Here is a 20671-nt window from a genome sequence, read left to right on the forward strand (position 1 = left end):
GCAACAACCATTGTCATGGAAAGCTGTTAATTAACCTCACTACCTAGTCAGGATATGAGGAGTTGAGAAGACTGCTATCCTGAGTATTAATTATGAATTATGAACGATAAACTGCCCATGACAACTTCTACAAATGTATTTACCTCCTTCAAAACCTGGCTTTGGCAAGGCTTCCCTATCTGTTATCAAACCCAAGGCACTAATGGACCTGCTGTGATTTTGGTGCATGGCTTTGGAGCATCTTGCGGACATTGGCGCAAAAATATACCAGTTTTAGCAGAAAGTTGTCGGGTTTATGCTATTGATTTAATTGGTTTTGGCGCTTCCGCTAAACCGCAACCAGGAGAGAAAATAACCTATACATTGGAAACTTGGGGACAGCAAGTAGCAGATTTTTGTCGGGAAGTAGTGGGAGAACCTGCATTTTTAGTAGGAAATTCTATTGGTTGTATTGTGGCAATGCAAGCTGCGGTAAGTAACCCAGATATAGCTTTAGGAACTGCTTTGCTGAATTGTTCTCTCAGGTTGTTACACGATCGCAAACGGCTAACTTTACCTTGGACTAAACGAGTTGGTGCGCCAATTTTACAAAAGTTTTTATCAATTGAAGCTGTTGGTAACTTCTTTTTTAGTCAATTAGCTAAACCAAAAACTGTCAAAAAGATTCTTTTACAAGCCTATAGTAATGCAGAAACAGTAACAGATGAATTAATAGAAATTTTAATGAAACCAGCAAGTGATCCAGGTGCAGCAGCAGTATTTTTGGCCTTTACATCTTATTCTAGTGGACCATTACCAGAAGACCTTTTACCTGTACTACCTTGTCCAGCGATTATTTTATGGGGAACGGCTGACCCTTGGGAACCAATAGATTTAGGTAGAGAGTTAGCAAATTTTCCCCAAGTGCAAAAATTCATTCCCTTGGAAGGAGTGGGACATTGCCCCCAAGATGAAGCTCCTGAAGTGGTAAATCCAATTTTACAGGAGTGGATTGGCAAAACTTAAACACAGAGGTCTAGTCCATTATTTACATAAAAGACCAAGGGGTAAAGAGTAAGTTATTTCAAAAATTTAACCTTTACTCTTTTCCCCTTAACCCAAAGGAATTTGGAGGTCTATTTAAGTTTTGGATTTTTCTAGTTCACTACCACCATCGACGATGACCGTGATGATGGTGATGTCCTCTATACCAGGGACGACCCCAGCCGCCCCAGCCTGGTCCAACTCCCCAGCCGCCCCAGCCTGGTCCACCTCCCCAGCCACCCCAGCCTGGTCTACCTCCCCAGCCACCCCAGTGACCACCAGATAGAAGTTCCTGTTCATTGCTGGATATATCCTGAACTAAATCGGATTTGATGTTTTGATTTGACATGATTGTTAGCCTCAATTAATTGACTCAATTGGTTTATAAATTTGATGAACCTAGTTTTTTTATAAAATTAGTATTGATAAATGTAATTATTCTGTGGTTATAAGTTAATAGTTATTATTTCTGTCTTTTGACTTATCCTAAATTCATATAGGACTCCGATAGCGGTCAAATTTGATTTATATATTCTTGACAGGATGCATAAATCATGTTTAAGAATGATTGCACATTATCATACTCCCAACTTCTCGACAAAGTTGGGAATTTTGTTGATTGCTATTGATTGAGAATTTCTATCTGGAATTAACCTGATTAATCCCAGTTTTGATAGCCATCAGAATAATTGAAACCAGGGTAGTTATCAGGGCAAGGAGAGGGTGTATATCGTTTGTAATCTTTGTATTCTCCGCAACAGTTTTTGGGTTTATAACAAGGAGAATAGTGGCATCTTCCTCCAGAGAGAAACTGCTGTTGTTCTGCGGATAATTCCACTAATTCCAATTTATTGATTGGATTTGACATGATTAATTGCCTCACTTACATTTTTGGGGTTGTCAATTTTTAGGTAAAACCCTGTATTTAAGAACTTTGATAGTTATGGAATTACAAAACTCAGGAGTTTGATTTTGTAACTAAGATTTTCTTACTCCTTTCCCACCCCAAGAATACCGATTGAATAAACCACGTTCGCGAAGCGTGCCGAAGGCATAGACGCGAAGAACACGAAGGAAGAACAGAAGAAAGATAGGTAATCTTACACCGGGAAGGGAGTATTACAGCATTTTCCGGTGTCATGAGGTACACTTTGGGCTGGTAAGATGCCCACCCCACAAGAGTTTCATGATTATGATTTGTACCTCATAAAAACGAAATCTGCTGTAAGTAAGGGAGAAGAAAAAGAGATTGTTGAAATTCTCTCAATATTCTCTCAATTAAGATATGGTTTTTCTCCTCCCTGAACTACAGGAAAAGTCTAAGTTACAAAACTATCGGTCTGTAGAAGGTACTAATTTATGAACCGTACCCTTGGCCGTAATAAGGACGACAGATGTAGGTGGGGTAACGCTGTGGGTAATAGTTGCGACCATAGTCGTCACCACGACCATAGCGATCATCATCCATTCCACGACCGTATTGACGGTATGGTTGTTGTTGCTGTCCTCCAGAGAGAAGTTCTTGTTCTTCTATGTTTAATTCAACGAGCAAATTTGATTTCTTGGTTTGAGCAGACATAATTATTTACCTCACTTACTTGTATAGGTATGTAACAACCTATCTTTTTATTATTAATAATTTTTTCCAGTTTTAAATTATTCTTTGGTTATAATTTCAGAATAAATATTTATTTCTTTTAGCTCATGTTTTTTACGGTGAAGTAAATAATCATCATGCTTTTTTTAGGGTTGATTGAAATTTAAACAGACAAATGACGAAAATAAATTAGTATCCCTCAAAAATGTGAAATTTCATTTCTTATAATTTACGAAAAAAATTATTGAGAATATCAGGTAGTAAGCTACTCCATCTATTACCAACTGAGCGAATGTTTGTTAGTCCAAAGTTAAAAGATACACCTAGGGTAATTTGTGACAACCTATATTTACTGTTTTGTGAACTAGATTCATTTTCTCCTAGATTTAACTCATTATCTGCGCTACTGTCAATGTTAGTAGTTTGTAAGAAAAAATCAGTTTTACCGATCACATCAAAATTTTTACCAGAAATTAAACTCTCTTGTTCTGTCTCAGATAAATCAACGAGTAAATCCTGATAATCTGGTTTAAAATTTTCCATCATAATCTTATAATGAGCGGATGAAGAATATTTTTAGATTGTGAGAAATTGTAAATGTTCTCCTGGCTGAGAAATAAAATTTTCAAGACTACCTTGGATTTGCACTTGACCTTTATCCATGAAGACTATCCAATCTGCTCGATTTACCACACTAGGACGATGGGTAATCAAAATTGTAGTTTGTCCTTTGCGAGATTCCAATAATCGATCTAGAACGTGATTTTCACTAACTGGATCTAATCCTGCGGTGGCTTCATCTAAAATTAAAATAGGTGGATTGGTGAGTATTCCCCGTGCGATCGCTAATCTTTGTCTTTGTCCACCGGAAAGATTTGCCCCAAATTCTCCTAACACAGTTTGATACTTATTAGGTAATTGACTAATAAAACCATCAGCATCAGCAATTTCACAAGCTTGAACAATTTGATCAAAAGGAATTGAAGGCATTCCTAAACGAAAATTCTCTAAAATTGAACGACTCCAAAAATGCGGTTCTTGGGGTACATAAACTACTTGCTGTCGCAAACAATCAAGGGAAAGATCATGAATATTAAAAACCCCGATGCGGATATTACCTGAAGTTGGCTCATATAAACCTGCAATTAGTTTTGCTAAGGTACTTTTACCACAACCTGATTTACCAATTAAAGCAATCACTTTTCCACCAGTAAGTTTAAGGGAAAAATTCTCTAATAAATCAACTCTTCCTGCATGGTGAAATGTCAGATGGGAAAAATGAATATCCGCATCACCAGAGATTTGGACAATTGGTTTTTGACTACCGCCAACAACTTCTGGTGTGGCATCAATAACTTCTAATAAACGAGAAATTGCAGTTTGAGAACGGAAATATTCATCTACTAATCCTACCACAATACCAATTAAGGCTAAAACATTCACTTGTAAAGCATTGAAAGCCAACATTTGACCAATAGTTAATTGGTTGTTAATTACTAACATACTGCCTAAACCCAATAAAATTACACCACCAAGGGTAGAAAGAAGTTTAGCAACCGTACCGTTAATAATTCCGATTTGAATTGTACTGAAAGTAAGATTAGCTAAACGACCAAAACGGCTTTGAAATTCCTCCCAAAATTGAGGAGCAGCATTAGTTGTTTTGATTACTTGTGCGCCTTTAAAAGTCTCTACTAATACCCCTTGATTTTCTGCACCTAAAACTAATAAACTGCGGGTTTTTTGTTGCAATATGGGTAAGAAGGGCAGAGTTGCTAGAGTCATTAAAGCCCCAAAAATAATCACTGCTATTGTCAATTGCCAACTATAAAATAACATCAATGAGAAGGAAATAATGGCAACAAAAAACTGGCTAGGTAAAAGCACTACTACCTGGGAAATTAATTGATTTATTTCATTAATATCACCCAATCGACTGGTGATTTCCCCACTGCGGCGAGATTCGTAGTAACTTAAAGGTAATTGCAGTATTCTCCGTCCAAAATCTAAGACTAATCCTAATTGCAATCGTTGACCAAAATGAGCAATCATAGTAGATTGTATGACTTGCAAACTACTACTAAATATAGTCATGACCACAACAGCGGTTACAACAACTGTTAGTAACTGCATATCTCCACGGACTAAAACATCATCAGTTAATAATTGGATTAAAACAGGGCTTCCAAGAGATAAGATACCCAGGATAATATTGATTATCAAAACTTGAGTTAGCAATCCCCGATAGGGGATAATTCGCATAAAAAAGCGTAACAAACCACCGTGGGGTTTTTCTTGGGGTTGTTGAGAAAAACGCTCTGGATCTGGCTCTAATAAGAGCATGACTCCATTCCAAGCTGCTAATAATTCTTCACGTTTGATATAACGAATACCTACAGCCGGATCAGCAATGACATAGTTTTTTCCCTTTTTTCCATATAAAATAACCCAGTGATAACCACGCCAATGAATAATTGCTGGTAGTTGAATTTCGTTGATTCTATCTACAATTTCTGGTGAGGCTTTAACGGCTCTCGCATTGAATCCTAGATTATCAGAACCACGTTTTAAACCTAATAAAGTAGTGCCTAGTTGTCCTGTTCCTACGGCTTCTCGACTTTTATTTATGGTTAAGAAACGTCCGTAATATTTGCAAATGGCAGCTAGACAAGCTGCTCCACAATCTTCTTCGCTTGCTTGTAAAATACATTGGTATTTTCTTTGAGGTTGAAATAAATTAAACATAATAGAGGATTTCAGGAGTTCAGGAGTTTAAGGAGTCAGGAGTCAGGATATTAAGGATAATTTTACCCAATCACCAATTACCAATCACCAATCACCAATTACAAATCAGTAATTAATCTGGCTTTTCTGAGAATAAATTGCATCACAGTTTCTTCACGGGTAATAATATCAGTGCGACCTTGCATTCCCGGTTGTAAATAACATTTATGTTCACCTCTACCTACATATAATGTTTCTGGTTCTATAGTGACTTCATAACCATTAAGCTGGGAATTTGTAGATGTATAATTTTGAAGTTGGTTTGTTGATGAAACTGGTAAAATATCTGGAGCAACGTTTTTGACAATGCCTTTGAGAGTACCGTAATCTGGATAAGGACAAGCAGAAACTTGCATTTGGACTTTTTGACCTGGTTCTACTTTGCTAATATCTTGAGCAGGTACATAAGTTTTAATTTGTAAAGGAACATTGAGGGGAGCGATTTGTGCAACAGCTTCACTGGGTTGTACTACTTGTCCAGGGTTACGAAGTTTTAATTGTAATAATGTGCCAGTGATAGGTGCGCGAATTACACTTTTTTTCAAATCAATTTCTGTTTGTAGCAAGTCTTGACGAGTGCGAATAAGTTGTTTTTGAATTTCCAAGCGTTGTTGTAATAGGGTTTGAAGTTCTTTTTTTAAAGCTGCTAAATTTGCTTCTCCTCTAGCTTGTTCTTGTTTAATTCTTTCAGAGGCAATAATGACAGCAGAATTATTAGGATTGATAGCTGTTCTTGCTTTATATAGATTTGTTTGAGCAACTTTAAATGCCTGTAGTTTTTCCTCCAAAAGAGTTTTAGCGTCGTTTTTAGCTTGTTCTAATTTAGCTCTGGCAGATTTAACAGCTTGTTGTTTTTCTTCCAAAATATTGCGAGAAATTGCACCAGAATCAGCGATCGCTTGCAATCTATCTCTCTGCAACTTGGCAAGATTGAAAGCTGTTTGTGCTTCTTCGATTGTGGTTTTTAAAACTCCTTCTTGTTGCAAGCGTTCCAATTGTGATTTGGCAAATCTCACAGCTAATTCTGCTTGTACCATTTCTGCATTAGCTTTGATTTGTTGGTCTTGAAAATTGCGTTGAGTACCATCTAACTCAGCTTCTGATGCGATAATTGTACGATTGATCAAATTTGTCTGTGCCAAAATTTGATTATTGATTTCACCTATTTGAGCATCAATTTGTACGAGCTGTAATTGACCTTTTTGCAGACTACTTTCTAGTTGGCTTTTTTGGGTTTGTAAATTGGAATCATCAACATAAGCGATCGCATCTCCCTGATTAACTACCTGATTATCTTTGACTAAAATCTTCTGCACCTGTCCAGAAATAGCCGATTCAACTAACCTGAGTTCCCCTACAGGTCTAATAGTTCCTGGAACTTTCACCGTCACTTTATAAGCAAGTACAGTAGTTAAACCTACACCTACCACAAAGATAGTCAACATTACCCCCACACCAATGCTAGTCCATTTGTGAATTTGGGGCAGAAACTCATTAATTTCAACTGGTTGCAGATGTTCAGAACCTGGATCACCAGACCCATTCCAAACATAGTTTTCATGGCGGTGTAAAGAATCCACAACGTTGCACCTTTTTGATTGAAACATCAACAAACATCAGGGTTATCTCAGATTAGATTTGATAACCCATATCAAAGAAAAATAACTGTCTGAGGTAATCTGTCTCCAGATAGTAGTAAAAACAGTTTTACTTATTCAATTTTGTAAAATATCCTCAAATATTAACCAACCAATTACCAACTTTTCTAGTCCATTGATAATCTAAGCCACATTTCTGTAAATAACTCTCACAAAAATTATTTCCACCTCTATCTTTGGGATAAAATAAGTAATACCCAAAGTATCAAAACAAAAGTTGAATCAACCAAACAGAGTCAGCATAAAATATGTCGCTCAAAATAGTAAACATCATGGTGAAGAATCCTCTATAATCATTAGTGGGGGATAAGAAAAGAAAAAGCTGACATAGCAAAAACTTTTCTTTACATCTCTGACGTGGGCAACGCTGAGAAAAAAACCGAGGAGAACGCTCAAACTCCCTCAAAGACCTCACTTACGTTGAGCGAGTAGTAAGAATCTCCTCTCCCCCCTTCCTACTGAAAAACACAAAATTCCCAAAACATGATTGTAAATTGCGCTTTAAATTGCTTTAAATTACTGATTTAGCCAATAAAAATGAATTTTATAGAGAATTGTATTGTGTAGCTTTGCCCTAAGAAATTTTTTACCTAAAGTATGGGAATTAAAAACTAGCCAGTTGTGAGCTAAGTTGAGATTTTTGACTAGGAAATAAATATAGCATTTCCCAGTTTAGTCAATTACACACCAATTTATTTCCTGTTCCCTGTTCCCTAAAATTAGAGTGTTTGACTTGCAGCAGAAAAGGGTGGCAAAATCATAATATCTTCTGCGCCAGTAGCACCACCTTTACCCTGTGCAGTAGAGTTTCCAACACTGCCAAAAAGACCGGAAGTAGTTGAACCTTGTAAAGTATTATTGCCCAAAACAGTGCTTGAACCATCATTTAAAGTTTGACCCAGCGCATTAATAGGTTGACCTCTTATGACTGCAAGAGGTTGAATAAATGGATCATTCAAAGCTTGACCTTGACCACCTAACAAAAGTTCTTGTTGCTTTAAAGATAACTGCACTAATGAATCTGATTTCATGATATCTTGTAACATAATTATTTACCTTTATTGTTCACCTTTTTGGAAATTTCTTAAAACATCCCTAGAGTTCCCAGAGGATTATTGAATGATCTAAGGTTGTTGGGTAATAGATTATTAACAGATCCAAAGGGAGAAACTCTAGGTTGATCAGATGACAATATAGATTGTGCGCCACTATTGACATCAGCAAAATCAGTATTCATTCTAGACACTTTACCTAGTGGAGTATTGCTATTATTCTCTGTAGTATTTTCGGCTTTTTGAGAAAAATTGTTATTGCTAATCTGAGGTAGACTACCACCAGTTAAAAATTCTTGTTCCTGATCAGATAACTCAACAAACCATTGGAATGTCATCATTGGACATGACATGATTGTTAGCCTCGCTTAACTCAAATTCTCAAGTCACCCAAACCACCTAATCTTCTCAAATCTCCGAAACTCGTTCTCGGTAGTGCAGGTAAACCAGTGAGAACAGGTGCAGAACCCAAAGCTGGAACATCAGGTATAGATGGCGCACCCAATCCCAATAAATCTTGTGCTGCGGTGTTGACTTCTGAGCTTTGACCTGATGAATTTGCAAAACTCCCGTTTGGACCAGAAGATACAGACCCTTGTAACACTACCAGTCTGTTAGCAAAATTACTACCAGATAACTCAAAGTCTGCACCACCAGAGATCATCTCCTGTTGCCCCTCAGATAACTCCGCCAACAAATTGGATCTGATGGTAAAATATGACATGATTGTTAGCCTAAGTTACGTAAATATCCAAAATAAAACAATTCAAATTCCTATGCAGATTTTTGAGTAGGGGGATCAAAAATAATCAAGAATTTGATTCTTTGATCACCCCCAAGCCAATACTTTTCGGTTAAGCCCAAAAAATAGAATTACAGCAGATTTCGTTATTACACCAGAAAGTGCTGTATGTAGGTTGGGTTGACGTTAGGAAACCCAACATTTACAGGCTGTTGTTGGATTGCGACTGCCTACGCCAACCTACAAAAACTCTTAACCGAACAGTATTGACAGTAGTTCAGCAAATCACAGAAACCGCCTTAGCCACCAAAACCACCAGGACCACCAGGACCACCAAGACCTTCAGGACCACCAAAACCGGGAATAGTTGCGCCTTGTCCGTTGAGAATGGGTGCTGCACCCAACGCTGCAACTTGAGGAACTATGGGCGCACCCAATCCCAAGAAGTCTTGGGCTGCGGTGTTGACAGCAGAACTTGTACCGATGGAGCTACCGGTGCTACCATTAGGACCAGAAGCTGTAGTACCTTGCAAGTTTGCTAATCTATTAGCGAAGTTACTGCCAGCTAACTCAAAGTCAGCCCCTCCAGTGACTAACTCTTGTACTTCATCAGATAAAACAACAAACAATTCAGAAGAGATAATTTGATGGGACATGATTTTTAGCCTCACTTACGTAATTTTTCAACACAGGATTCCACAGCATGAACTGATTTCTTACTGTTTACTTTTGGGCAAAAAGAAAGCAAACATAATCGCTGCTAGAACACCGATTCATTAATCGTCAGGGCGAAGCATTCGGGTGATAACCTATCGCTAAAACCATTGATATTCTGTCCGAATGCTTCGCCCCTACAAGGTAAAAACAGATTACCTAGCATTACTGAATCGACGCTCTAGAATCTGCTATTTACTGACTCCCAAGGATAAAAAACCCAGAACGCTAATATTTAGTCAGTACCAGCAGTACCGCAGAGATAGAGGTGCTGCTTGATGTGACTGAAATAATACTGAATAATGTTACTTCTGCAATAATCAGTTAGCTAGTGCGAATCACAGTTGCAGATTTTGGGTACAGGCATCAAGAAGAACCAGGGCATTTGCTTCTTTGATTACCTAAATAGGCGAAGCGATCTAGTGTTGTGAAAGCTGATTTTTTTGACCATCTATGGGAGTAAGTGGTTAAAAGGCTGGGGAGATTTAGCCAAAAGGACTGCCACCAGTACCGAAAGGACTACCGCCACCGATGGGACCACCAGGACCGCCAGGACCGCCAGGACCGGGTGTAGGTGCGGCTTGTCCATTGATAACGGGTGCTGCACCCAACGCCCCAACTTGAGGAACTAGGGGCGCACCTAATCCTAAAAAGTCTTGGGCTGCGGTGTTCACAGCAGAACTTGTACCAATGGAGTCACCGGTGCTACCATTAGGTCCAGAAGCTGTAGTACCTTGCAGGTTTGCTAATCTATTGGCGAAGTTACTGCCAGCTAATTCAAAGTCAGCCCCACCAGTGACAAACTCTTGTGATTCATCAGATAAAACAACAAATAAATCGGCAGCATTTATTTGATTTGACATGATTGTTAGCCTCACTTACGAAATCAGGTGAATCCTCACCTAACAACCCAACTATAAGCATTCTTGCTCGGTAATTCATAAATCTAGGGATAGAAATCAGATTTGGTAGTTTTACTTCTCCAAGTAGATATAAAATCTTTTAATTATTACAGATATAGTCATACCCGATCTAGATGATTATGGTTTTTGCGGGTATCTTTCATGACTTTACAAACATCATCTTAGGGCTGGAGTGATTTTCCAGGCAACTTAGTACCGCATCTTTTACAATATTCTGCATCTGCATCATGAAAACCTAAACCGCAACTAGAACAAACATTTTCTACCTGATTCGCGGTTTTTACCAACCGTTTAATTAAATCTCCTACCTGCCAAGGAATCAAAGCAACTCCTGTTAAAATCATCAATACTGTGAGCAAACGTCCTAATTCAGAAATGGGTGTTAAATCTCCAAATCCTACCGTTGTCATTGTCACCACTGAAAAATAAAAGGCATCTAAAAAAGTACCAAAGTTTTCCGGGTTAACTGGATGCTCAACTTGATAAATTAAGCCTGAATATACAAAGATGATGGCAAATAAAGTAAATAATATCCGCGTAAAAATTACACCATCTTCGCTGCTGATACTACCAAATAAAAATCTACTATCTATAAATCTGATTAATCTTAAAATTCTAAACCATCGCAATAAGCGGATAAACCTGATATCTACTAAACCAATAAAAGATGGTAAGATTGCCATTAAATCAAGAATTGAATAAAAACTAAAAATATATTTCAGTTTGTTTTCTGAACTCCATAAGCGTAGTGCATACTCTATGGTAAAGATGATTAATATGCAAGTATCTAATACTTTTATTTCTAACCGAGCATCACGAGAAATATTATAAGTCTCCGCTACGAAAATTCCCGATGATAATAAAACTAGAAAGGCAATTGTTAAATTAATTGCTTTACCAATGGGTGTTTCTAAGTCTGTTAAGTAAAATTCTATTTTGGCTCGATTTAGTATCATAAGATGATCGAAAAAAAATCACTCATTCAGAACAATAACACCATAAATGCGCTATTATTAGTAATTATTAATGAAAATCTCCTGTGAACATGAACCAAGAATCCCAAGAATATTTTATGAGTCTGGCCATAGAAGAAGCAAAAAAAGGAGATGCTCCCTATGGTGCGGTGATAGTTAAAGATAATCAAGTAGTTGCAGTAGCTTATAATACTGTCAGTAGAGACAGTGATCCATCAGCCCATGCAGAAATTAATGTTATTCGTAATTTAACCGCTAAACTGAAAAATCCAGCTTTAGATGGTTATTCTATATATACCACAGGTGAACCTTGTCCCATGTGTGCTAGTGCTTGTGTATGGACGGGGATATCAGAAATTATTTATGGTGCTTCAATTGCAGATTTAATTGCTATAAATCAAGGACAAATTAATATATCTTGTGAAGAAGTTATCGCTAAATCTTTTAGAAATATCAAGGTAACAAAAGGAATTTTAAGGCAGGAATGTCTAGAATTATTTGCATAAAAAAAGCCCTAGTAATCAACCAGGGCGTTTGAGTTTATGGTTAAAGGCAATTACAATGATGATTAGCAATAATTCTTATAAAACTCAGAGTTTTATTCTTGCAGAAATGATAAAAATGTATTAGCAAGAATAGCGGCTTGGGTGCGATCGCGCAAATTAAGTCTACTTAAGATATTAGTAACATGATTTTTGACTGTTCCTTCGGAAATGAAGAGTTTCTGGGCAATTTCTCGGTTACTAGCGCCTGTAGCAATTAATCGTAAAACCTCTTTTTCTCTAGGTGTTAATTCGGTTAAACTCGTTGGTATGGATGGTGTGGTGTTGGTTTCTGTAGATGGAAACTGAGTTAAAAGTTTTTTGACTATTCCTGGTCCTAGTTGGGAATATCCTTTATCAACCGCACGAATAGCAACAGCTAATTCTTCTGAGGGTGTATCTTTGAGTAAATAACCCATTGCACCATTTTGTAATGCAGCTTTGACATATTGATCATCATCAAAAGTTGTTAATACTAAAACTTTGGTAGTGGGAAACCGTTTTTGAATTTCTTTTGTTGCTGCAACTCCATCCATGATGGGCATTCTAATATCCATCAACACCACATTAGGCTGTAGTTTTTCCACTAAATTAATCGCAATTTCACCGTTTTCAGCTTCTCCAACTATTTCTAAATCAGGTTCTAATTCTAATAATGCTTTTAAACCTTGACGAATTAAACCTTGATCATCTACAAGTAAAACTGTAATCATGATTTGAAGAGGTGACAGGTGACAGTGGGCAAGAGGCAGGGAGCAGGAGTTAGGAGTTAGGAGAAGTTAATCAGTTTTTTTCAAGACTTAACAATTATCAATTATCAATTATCAATTATTAATTATCACTTGATATTTTCAGGTAGTTGAAGTTTCAGGTATTTAAAGGAATATTAACTATAATTTGACAACCAGAACTAGGAGCAGAATTAATTGTAAATTCTCCACCTAAAGCTAAAGTGCGATCGCGCATACTTTGTAAACCAAACCCAGTGGTATTTTGGGTGATATCAAAACCTTTACCATCATCTTGAACTATTAATTTTATAGTATTGCTGGTTGTAGTTAATTCTAATTGTACAGATGATGCTTGTGCATATTTTGAAATATTTGTTAATGATTCTTGAATAATGCGATAAATGGGAATACTCATTTCTTGGGGAAGTGGATATTCTAGGGAGAGTAAAAAAGTTGGTAAAATGCCATTAGCACGTTGAAAATCTGCTACTAAAATAGTGATAGCTGCTTCTAAAGATTGTGATTGTAAAGGGTGCGATCGCATAGTAGAAACAGATTGACGTACATCCTGTAAAGCTTTTGAACCCAGTTCTTTAGCAGTTGCTAAAAATGTCATTGCTCTGGGTATATCAGACTTAGAAAGTTTTAAAGCGGTTTCTAATTGTAAGTTTAAAGCAGTGAGAGAATGTCCTAAAGAATCATGAATTTCTCTAGCGATGCGATTACGTTCTTCTAAGGTAGCTTGATTTTCTATTTTCAAAGCATATTGACGGAGTTTTTCGTTAGCACGAGCCAGTTTATCTCGACTTTCACGCTCAGATAAAACCGCATTCATTAACAGTAAAACAAATATCAAAGTTAACCCAAATAACACCGCTAAATTAAAACTAAAGAAACGGAATCTATCTTGTAATATTGGTGTTAATCTATGAGGAGGCAACCGACTTTTCATTGTCATTAAAAACAAGATAAATGATATAAAACTGAGAGTTAACCGCCCTGGTATTTGAAAAATTAAGCAACTGCGCGTTACCAAAATCAAATAGAGAAAAGGAAAAAGTCTAGCTGTTCTCCCACCGAAAAAACCAGTAATTAAAATTAAAAATACTTCAATAGCCGTATAAATAATTTTGACCACATTATTACTGGTAGGTATTCTTAAACCCATCACACCAAAAACCGCCAAACTACAAATAGTTAACTCTGGAAAACGTGCAGCAAATTTTGGTGATGGTGAGGGCATAATTACTACTAATACAGATAGCCCTAGTAATACCCATTCTAAATATAGTAGAAACCGAAAAGGATGATTATTAATTTCGATAAAACGAGACATAATAATTTATAATTAGTAATTCGTAATTAAAGCCAGAAAACACTGCTAATTATTGAATTTGATTATCCTATATCTTGCCGAGATTGGAAACATGACTAAAGTCATAGCTGTAAACGTGACTTTTTACTCATGTGGTAACTGGAGATGATTTCATATCATGGTGACATCCAACCAAGAAAAACACAAGGTAATTTATGAACCGCAAGAGATTATCATTTTTAGCTGCTGCTTTTGCTCTTACTTTAACAGCAACACCCTTTGTAGCACAAGCACAACCAACTTCTCCTAACCGTCAACCAGGTAAAGAATTTGCTCAAAAAGGTCCTTGGCAAAAGTTAGGACTTACAGATGAACAAAAAGCCAAAATGCAGGAAATTCGCCGCAATGCTCGTGCAGAAATGGAGAAAGTTTTGACAGCGGAACAAAAAGAACAATTAAAAGCTGCAATGCAAGAACGTATAAATCAGCGTTCACAAGGTGAAGGTAGAATGGAAGGTAGAGGTAGAGGAAAGAAAAATAATCCTTTTGCAGCTTTAAATTTAACGGAAGCACAAAAAACCAGAATGCGGGAAATTAAAGAGTCTTCAAAACAACAAATGGAAGCTGTTTTAACTCCTGCACAACGGGAACAACTGAAACAAATGCAGGAAAATCGCAAATCTCGTCGTCAACAACGTAATTCTACTTCTATTTAAGGGTACTGGGGACTGGTGACTGGGGACTGGTGACTGGTGAATGGGTAATTAATTATATTTTTCCCAATTACCAATTATCAATTACCAATTACCCATTACCAATTACCAATTACCCATTACCAATAAATAGTTAAGAATGAGTGAGAGATTTTTGATTTTCTAAGTTTTGGGTATTCAAAGTTTGGGGTATCTGTATAGCTAATACTACCATAAGAGTTGTCATGTAAGAAACAAGAGTTGACCACAATAGATGATTGTTGTGGAAATACCAAGCGGCGATCGCTAAAGGCGAAAAACCCACAAAAAAGGCGAGTAATACAGCATTACGTAGGATTACACTTTCCTTTAAACCAATAAAGTAACCTTCGAGAATAAAAGCGATCGCTGTAATTACCAAAACCGGCAACAACCAAATTGTATATTGATTAATGTTAGTATTAACTTCTGAGTGATTAGTCAACAACCCAAAAACTTGATCAGGAAAAATCATAGATACCAAAGCAAAAGTCACAGCGATCGCTATAGCTGTCACCATAGACACAAATAACAACGGCATCATCTGTTGTTGATTTCCCTTACCTTTAAAATTAGCAATTAAGGTTTGAGTTGTCACTCCCACACCTTGGATAGTAAACTGACTTAAAAGAGCAATTTGCAGCATTAATCCATTTTCTGCCAAAACAGTTTTTCCCATACTGGCACTCAAATTAGTAAAGATAGCATAAGCAGAAATCAGGGCTAAAAATCGAATGAAAATATTACTTTTTAGCGCCATAGTATTCTTGAGAGCTACCCAATCAAATATTTCTTGTAGTGCTGTAGGTAACACTTGCCACTGAATACTCAATCCCACTCCCAGCAAACCAACTCCCAAAGCCAAATACTGACTTAAAGCAGTTGCTAAACCCGCACCCATACTTTCCCAACCCCATTTAAAAATCATCAGATAGTCAAGCAACACATTAGAACCATTACCAACGATAGACATCAGCAGCACCCAACTATTCATTTCTCGTCCTAAAAACCAACCGAAAAGGACAAAATTGAGCAAAACAGCCGGAGCGCCCCAAATTCTGCCATAAAAATAGTCAATCCCAGAAGTTTCAATTTCTGGAGAACCATTCAACATCAAAAAACCAAATTTTTGTATAGGGTATTGCAGCAGTAAAATCACTAACCCTACCGTCAAAGCAATCAAAGCACTACGTAAACCAGCCAATAATACAGCTTTTGGTTCATCTGAACCCACAGCTTGAGCAGTCAGAGCATTGGTACTTGACCGCATAAATTTTAACACTCGATAAAGGTAGTCAAACAGAATAGTTGCCAAAATTACCCCAGCCAAATGACGGATATCTGCTAAATGTCCTAAAAAAGCAGTATCCACCAACCCCGCTAGAGGAATCATCATATTAGACAGCATACTTACGCTGGCTAACCTAGAAAAACGAGGCAAAAAATTATACAATTTAGGTAAAACAACAGACATAGAAATGATCAAAATTGGAGGATAATTCAGTTTATCTGGGGTTTACAGTAATCAGAAACCAGAAATCTACATAATCTCGGCAAAATCCTGTTAAAAGTTAATTAACCTATCAACCTAACTCGCTGAAAATGTCTCAAGAATTTCCTATTGGTAGTAAAGTCCGTGTGGTGATATTACCACCATACATCAAAACCGCTGACCCCATGCCCATGTTACGTCCTCCTGATGTGATTAGCGTCGGTGAAGAAGGTATAGTTATTGACCGCCGCCCCGGAGGATATTGGGGTGTACGTTTTGCTAGAGGTACTTTCCTCATGGATAGTCAATATATTGAAAGTACAGAAAATCCGCTGAGATAAGGGACTTCCAGATAAAAAAATATACAATTAATTCCTGTGGGGTAGGCCGGACAGCCTGCCCTTAAACCCGGACGGGCTAGAAGCCCATCCCACAAGATTGGATAATCTCCCATAAGATTGGATAATTTATTTCTTGGAAGTCCCTAAGATCCCCGACTTCTTCAAGCGGTCCGGGAACTGCAAAGAATGTTAACTTATGTTAAGTTATGATTCTGGTTTGCAAAATGATTTCACGACGTAATTTTATTACCATTTTATTGGCGGGTTGTTTATCCTTGATTAGTTGGTTAAACTTTACCCCCACTGCTGCTGCTTTGGGTGGTAAACTACCTGCAATCAACCAACCCGCGCCTAATTTCACCTTACCCACCAACACAGGAGATGGTAAAATTTCCCTTTCTGACTTACGTGGTCAGTGGGTGGTTTTATATTTTTATCCCAAAGATTTCACCTCTGGCTGTACAATTGAAGCACGACGTTTTCAACAAGACTTGCCCAAATATCTAGAAAAAAATACTCAGATTATTGGTGTCAGTGCGGATGATATTGATTCCCACGCCGAGTTTTGTGATTCTGAGGGTTTAAAATTCCCCCTTTTGGCGGATACAGATGGTGCAGTGAGTAAAGCTTATGGTTCTTGGATTGGCTATGTATCCATGCGTCATAGTTTTATCATTGATCCCCAGGGGATTTTGCGGGAAACCTTTGTCAAAGTCAATCCCAATATTCACAGTCAAGAAGTTTTAGCACGACTGGAAAAGTTACAATCAGATAATGGGTAATTGGTAATTGGTAATTGGTAATTGGTAATTGGGAAAAATAAAATTGATTACCCAGTCCCCAGTCCCCAGTCACCACTCACCTATTACCAAAAAAATCTCTAAATCAATTCTACCAAGGTGCTGTTTGCAAATGAATCATGATCCGTTTATTGTTTCTCCAGGGGCTAAAATTTCTTTAAAAGATGATTATGACCCCAGTTATAAAGCTGAATATCATGAAAAAGCTGAGGCGAAAAAAAAATTAAAGGCTGGTATCAAAGAATTAGCGAATTATCAAAATATTCTCTATGCTCAAAATACTTATGCTTTGCTGATTATCTTTCAAGCGATGGATGCTGCTGGTAAAGATAGCACTATTAAACACGTGATGTCTGGGGTAAATCCTCAAGGATGTCAGGTTTTTAGCTTTAAAGCACCTAGTGATGAAGAATTAGATCATGATTATTTATGGCGTTCAATGAAAGCTTTACCCGAACGGGGAAGAATTGGTATATTCAACCGTTCTTATTATGAAGAATTGTTGGTGGTGCGCGTCCATCCAGAACTTTTAGAAAAGCAAAAACTGCACTATATTCCGCATGATAATCAAATTTGGCAGCAGCGGTTTGAGGAAATTAATAATTTTGAAAAATATTTGGTAAATAATGGAATTGTTGTCCTGAAATTTTTTCTCAATGTCTCAAAATCAGAACAGAAAAAACGCTTTTTAGATAGAATTGAATCACCAGAAAAACATTGGAAATTTTCCGCTAGTGATGTGCGGGAACGTGGTTTTTGGGATGATTACATGATGGCTTATGAAGACGTTTTTAACTACACTAGTACAGAATATGCACCCTGGTATATTATACCTGCGGATCGCAAGTGGTTTACCAGGTTAGTTGTGTCGGATATTATCTGCTCTAAGTTAAGAGAATTAAATTTACAATATCCTACCATTAGTGAAGAGCACAAGCATAGGCTTTTAGACGCTAAGAGAATATTAGAAAGTGAAGATGAATAGAAAAAACTGTATGAGTTTTAACTTCGTATATCTTTGGGAAGATATTTATTTTGTCTACTTGACTTTTTTCATGACTATTGGTTAAATAAATTGTAGCTTGTGATTAACATTTTTTAAGACTTCAGTCCTGTTTTTATAAGTCCAGGCAACTTAAGGGATAAGACTATATTATTTTTATGACATTTTCTCACTAAATTCATGGTTGCAGTTTTATACAGAGAATTTAAATATATTAGAAATATAAAATTTTTTATAAATAAAATGTGATTGATATTGAGATGATGCTTGAAAAGTTATTAAGCATACTCAACAAAATATGTCTATTATCTTGAGACCTGATTATTCATTTTTGACCCTATGACTGCCCCAGAAATACCTGCAAACTTTGAAAATTTACTTACTTATATTAGACAAAATAGAGGTTTTGATTTTACTGGCTATAAACGTTCAACTTTGGTACGTAGAGTTACCAAGCGTTTACAATCATTAAATATAGACAATTTTAGTGATTATATAGATTATTTAGAAGTTCACCCAGAAGAATTTAATTATTTGTTCAATACCATTTTGATTAATGTCACGGACTTTTTTCGGGATATTGCTGCTTGGGAATATTTAGAAAATCAAGTTATACCTAATATTATTAAAGGTAAAAAAAATAGTGAGCAGATTCGCATTTGGTCTGCTGGTTGTGCATCGGGAGCAGAAGCTTATACCCTAGCAATACTGTTTGCTGAAGCATTAGGAGTAGAAGAGTTTCGTCATCGAGTCAAAATTTATGCTACAGATATTGATGAAGAAGCTCTGAATCAGGCACGTCAGTCTGTATATTCAGCGAAAGATATTGATAAAGTGCCAACGGAACTACTGGATAAATATTTTGATTTAGCAGGGAATAATTATATATTTCGTCAAGACTTGCGTCGGTGTGTAATTTTTGGTCGTCATAATTTATTTTTGGATGCGCCGATTTCTCGGTTAGATTTGCTGGTGTGTCGCAACACATTGATGTATTTTAATTCTGAGGTGCAGGGGCGAATAATGGCTAGGTTTCATTTTGCCCTGAATGATACTGGCTATTTGTTTTTAGGTAAAGCCGAGATGCTGCTGATGTATTCTAATTTGTTCATACCTGTAGACTTAAAAAATAGAATATTTACTAAATTATCATCAACAAATTTACGCGATCGCCTATTAGTTATGGCAAATTCAGCAGATGATGAATCTAATCGTCGTTTATCTAAACACATTCGCTTGCAAGAGTTGGCTTTTGATGCAACCCCAGTAGCGGAAATAGTCATTGATATCAATGGTTTATTAGTGATTATCAATGAGCAAGCTCGCAGTTTGTTTGGTTTATCAATGAGAGATTTAGATCGTCCTTTTCACGAGTTGGAAATTTCCTATCGACCAATAGAATTGCGATCGCTAATAGAAAGAGCATACAAAGAACGTCGTCCCATCAATCTTACAAATGTAGAACGCTATTTATCAAATTCAGAAAAGCAATACTTGGATGTGCGGATCACACCTTTACAAGACGATAATCTCAGCTTACTAGGTGTGAGCATAAGTTTTAATGATGTCACCCGTTATGTCCAATTGCAAGAAGCATTGCAACGTTCTCGACAAGATTTAGAAACCACCAACGAGGAACTACAATCTACTAATGAAGAATTAGAAACTACCAACGAGGAACTACAATCTACTAATGAAGAATTAGAAACAACTAACGAAGAACTCCAGTCTAGTAATCAAGAATTAGAAACAATGAATGAAGAATTGCAATCTGCAAATGAAGAATTACAAACAATTAATTATGAGTTAAGCGATCGCACTTTAGAACTGAACCGCACCAATGTTTTTATTACATCCATTCTTAAAAGCCTGCAAACAGGAATGGTTGTCATTGACCCAAACTTTAACATTTTAATTTGGAATAATTTTGTAGAAGATTTATGGGGATTACGCAATGATGAAGTGATCAATAAATCTCTATTTAGTTTAGATATTAGTTTACCTGTGGAAGAGTTGCGATCGCCTATTCTGGATATCCTATCTGGTAAAATAGATTTCCAAGAAATGATTTTAGCTGCTACAAATCGCCGAGGTAAACAAATCCAATGTTATGTTGCCCTCAACCCCCTGATCGACAAAAAAATAGAAGGGGTAGTTGTGATGATGGCAGATGTAGATAAAATCAAAAATATGATTCATAATCAATAAATTCAAACAAGTTAGAAAAACTTGATCTGTCAATGGCTTTA

22 protein-coding genes are annotated in these 20671 nt (G+C 36.8%); 7 read left to right on the top strand and 15 right to left on the bottom strand.

The genetic code is table 11. The annotated features are described in order from the left end of the window. Window positions 1–117: 117 nt before the first annotated feature. Window positions 118–1005, top strand: coding sequence for an alpha/beta fold hydrolase (locus tag K2F26_RS13195; RefSeq protein WP_220611873.1), 888 nt, complete (start codon window positions 118–120; stop codon window positions 1003–1005). Between the two features lie 139 nt (window positions 1006–1144). Here K2F26_RS13195 and K2F26_RS13200 read toward each other — a convergent pair whose 3' ends face one another. From K2F26_RS13200 to K2F26_RS13255, 12 genes are all read right to left on the bottom strand, one after another. Continuing rightward, window positions 1145–1372 (bottom strand): hypothetical protein, encoded by a 228-nt coding sequence (locus tag K2F26_RS13200; protein WP_220608195.1) that lies wholly within the window; start codon window positions 1370–1372, stop codon window positions 1145–1147. 309 nt (window positions 1373–1681) lie between these two features. Then, a complete protein-coding gene (locus K2F26_RS13205; protein WP_220608196.1) occupies window positions 1682–1891 on the bottom strand; it encodes a hypothetical protein in 210 nt (69 codons plus the stop codon). A 489-nt stretch (window positions 1892–2380) separates the two neighbouring features. Next, complete coding sequence (locus K2F26_RS13210; RefSeq protein ID WP_190651533.1) at window positions 2381–2602, bottom strand: hypothetical protein; 222 nt, start codon at window positions 2600–2602, stop codon at window positions 2381–2383. A gap of 240 nt (window positions 2603–2842) precedes the next feature. Further along, window positions 2843–3166 (bottom strand): hypothetical protein, encoded by a 324-nt coding sequence (locus tag K2F26_RS13215; RefSeq protein ID WP_220608197.1) that lies wholly within the window; start codon window positions 3164–3166, stop codon window positions 2843–2845. 30 nt (window positions 3167–3196) lie between these two features. Next, entirely contained in the window at window positions 3197–5365 is a 2169-nt protein-coding gene (locus K2F26_RS13220; RefSeq protein WP_220608198.1) for a peptidase domain-containing ABC transporter, read from the bottom strand. A gap of 98 nt (window positions 5366–5463) precedes the next feature. Then, window positions 5464–6984: an HlyD family secretion protein gene (locus K2F26_RS13225; protein WP_220608199.1), complete on the bottom strand. Its 1521-nt coding sequence runs from the start codon at window positions 6982–6984 to the stop codon at window positions 5464–5466. A 797-nt stretch (window positions 6985–7781) separates the two neighbouring features. After that, window positions 7782–8108 (bottom strand): hypothetical protein, encoded by a 327-nt coding sequence (locus tag K2F26_RS13230; protein WP_220608200.1) that lies wholly within the window; start codon window positions 8106–8108, stop codon window positions 7782–7784. 38 nt (window positions 8109–8146) lie between these two features. Further along, window positions 8147–8467, bottom strand: coding sequence for a CTB family bacteriocin (locus tag K2F26_RS13235; RefSeq protein ID WP_220608201.1), 321 nt, complete (start codon window positions 8465–8467; stop codon window positions 8147–8149). 20 nt (window positions 8468–8487) lie between these two features. Beyond that, window positions 8488–8838 carry a CTB family bacteriocin gene (locus K2F26_RS13240; RefSeq protein WP_194053323.1) on the bottom strand — a complete coding sequence of 117 codons (351 nt, stop codon included), beginning with the start codon at window positions 8836–8838 and terminating at the stop codon, window positions 8488–8490. A gap of 317 nt (window positions 8839–9155) precedes the next feature. Further along, on the bottom strand, window positions 9156–9512 hold the full coding sequence (locus K2F26_RS13245) for a CTB family bacteriocin (RefSeq protein WP_194053324.1): 357 nt from the start codon (window positions 9510–9512) through the stop codon (window positions 9156–9158). A 543-nt stretch (window positions 9513–10055) separates the two neighbouring features. Next, window positions 10056–10433, bottom strand: coding sequence for a CTB family bacteriocin (locus tag K2F26_RS13250; RefSeq protein ID WP_220608202.1), 378 nt, complete (start codon window positions 10431–10433; stop codon window positions 10056–10058). 221 nt (window positions 10434–10654) lie between these two features. After that, window positions 10655–11449 carry an ion transporter gene (locus tag K2F26_RS13255; protein ID WP_220608203.1) on the bottom strand — a complete coding sequence of 265 codons (795 nt, stop codon included), beginning with the start codon at window positions 11447–11449 and terminating at the stop codon, window positions 10655–10657. A gap of 89 nt (window positions 11450–11538) precedes the next feature. Between K2F26_RS13255 and K2F26_RS13260 the strand changes: the two genes are divergently transcribed. Beyond that, window positions 11539–11973, top strand: coding sequence for a nucleoside deaminase (locus tag K2F26_RS13260; RefSeq protein ID WP_220608204.1), 435 nt, complete (start codon window positions 11539–11541; stop codon window positions 11971–11973). 92 nt (window positions 11974–12065) lie between these two features. Here K2F26_RS13260 and K2F26_RS13265 read toward each other — a convergent pair whose 3' ends face one another. Continuing rightward, entirely contained in the window at window positions 12066–12722 is a 657-nt protein-coding gene (locus K2F26_RS13265) for a response regulator (protein WP_220608205.1), read from the bottom strand. Window positions 12723–12876: 154 nt separating this feature from the next. Beyond that, window positions 12877–14076: a sensor histidine kinase gene (locus tag K2F26_RS13270; protein WP_220608206.1), complete on the bottom strand. Its 1200-nt coding sequence runs from the start codon at window positions 14074–14076 to the stop codon at window positions 12877–12879. Between the two features lie 194 nt (window positions 14077–14270). On the opposite strand from K2F26_RS13270, the gene K2F26_RS13275 reads away from it, so the two are divergent. Further along, complete coding sequence (locus tag K2F26_RS13275; RefSeq protein ID WP_220608207.1) at window positions 14271–14771, top strand: Spy/CpxP family protein refolding chaperone; 501 nt, start codon at window positions 14271–14273, stop codon at window positions 14769–14771. Window positions 14772–14901: 130 nt separating this feature from the next. Here the strand turns inward: K2F26_RS13275 and gntT are convergent, their stop codons facing one another. Next, entirely contained in the window at window positions 14902–16260 is a 1359-nt protein-coding gene (gene gntT / locus K2F26_RS13280; RefSeq protein ID WP_220608208.1) for a guanitoxin biosynthesis MATE family efflux transporter GntT, read from the bottom strand. A gap of 128 nt (window positions 16261–16388) precedes the next feature. Here gntT and sipA point away from each other — a divergent pair, with 128 nt between their 5' ends. The 4 genes from sipA (at window position 16389) to K2F26_RS13300 (ending at window position 20630) form a co-directional block, all read left to right on the top strand. Beyond that, window positions 16389–16619, top strand: coding sequence for a regulatory protein SipA (sipA, locus tag K2F26_RS13285; protein WP_220608209.1), 231 nt, complete (start codon window positions 16389–16391; stop codon window positions 16617–16619). A gap of 224 nt (window positions 16620–16843) precedes the next feature. Further along, window positions 16844–17401 carry a peroxiredoxin gene (locus K2F26_RS13290; RefSeq protein WP_220608210.1) on the top strand — a complete coding sequence of 186 codons (558 nt, stop codon included), beginning with the start codon at window positions 16844–16846 and terminating at the stop codon, window positions 17399–17401. A gap of 130 nt (window positions 17402–17531) precedes the next feature. Beyond that, complete coding sequence (locus K2F26_RS13295; RefSeq protein ID WP_220608211.1) at window positions 17532–18404, top strand: polyphosphate kinase 2 family protein; 873 nt, start codon at window positions 17532–17534, stop codon at window positions 18402–18404. 357 nt (window positions 18405–18761) lie between these two features. Further along, entirely contained in the window at window positions 18762–20630 is a 1869-nt protein-coding gene (locus K2F26_RS13300; protein WP_220608212.1) for a CheR family methyltransferase, read from the top strand. The last annotated feature ends 41 nt before the right edge of the window (window positions 20631–20671 follow it).

Origin of the sequence: Sphaerospermopsis torques-reginae ITEP-024 (assembly GCF_019598945.1) — a bacterium.
Taxonomy (GTDB): Bacteria; Cyanobacteriota; Cyanobacteriia; order Cyanobacteriales; family Nostocaceae; genus Sphaerospermopsis.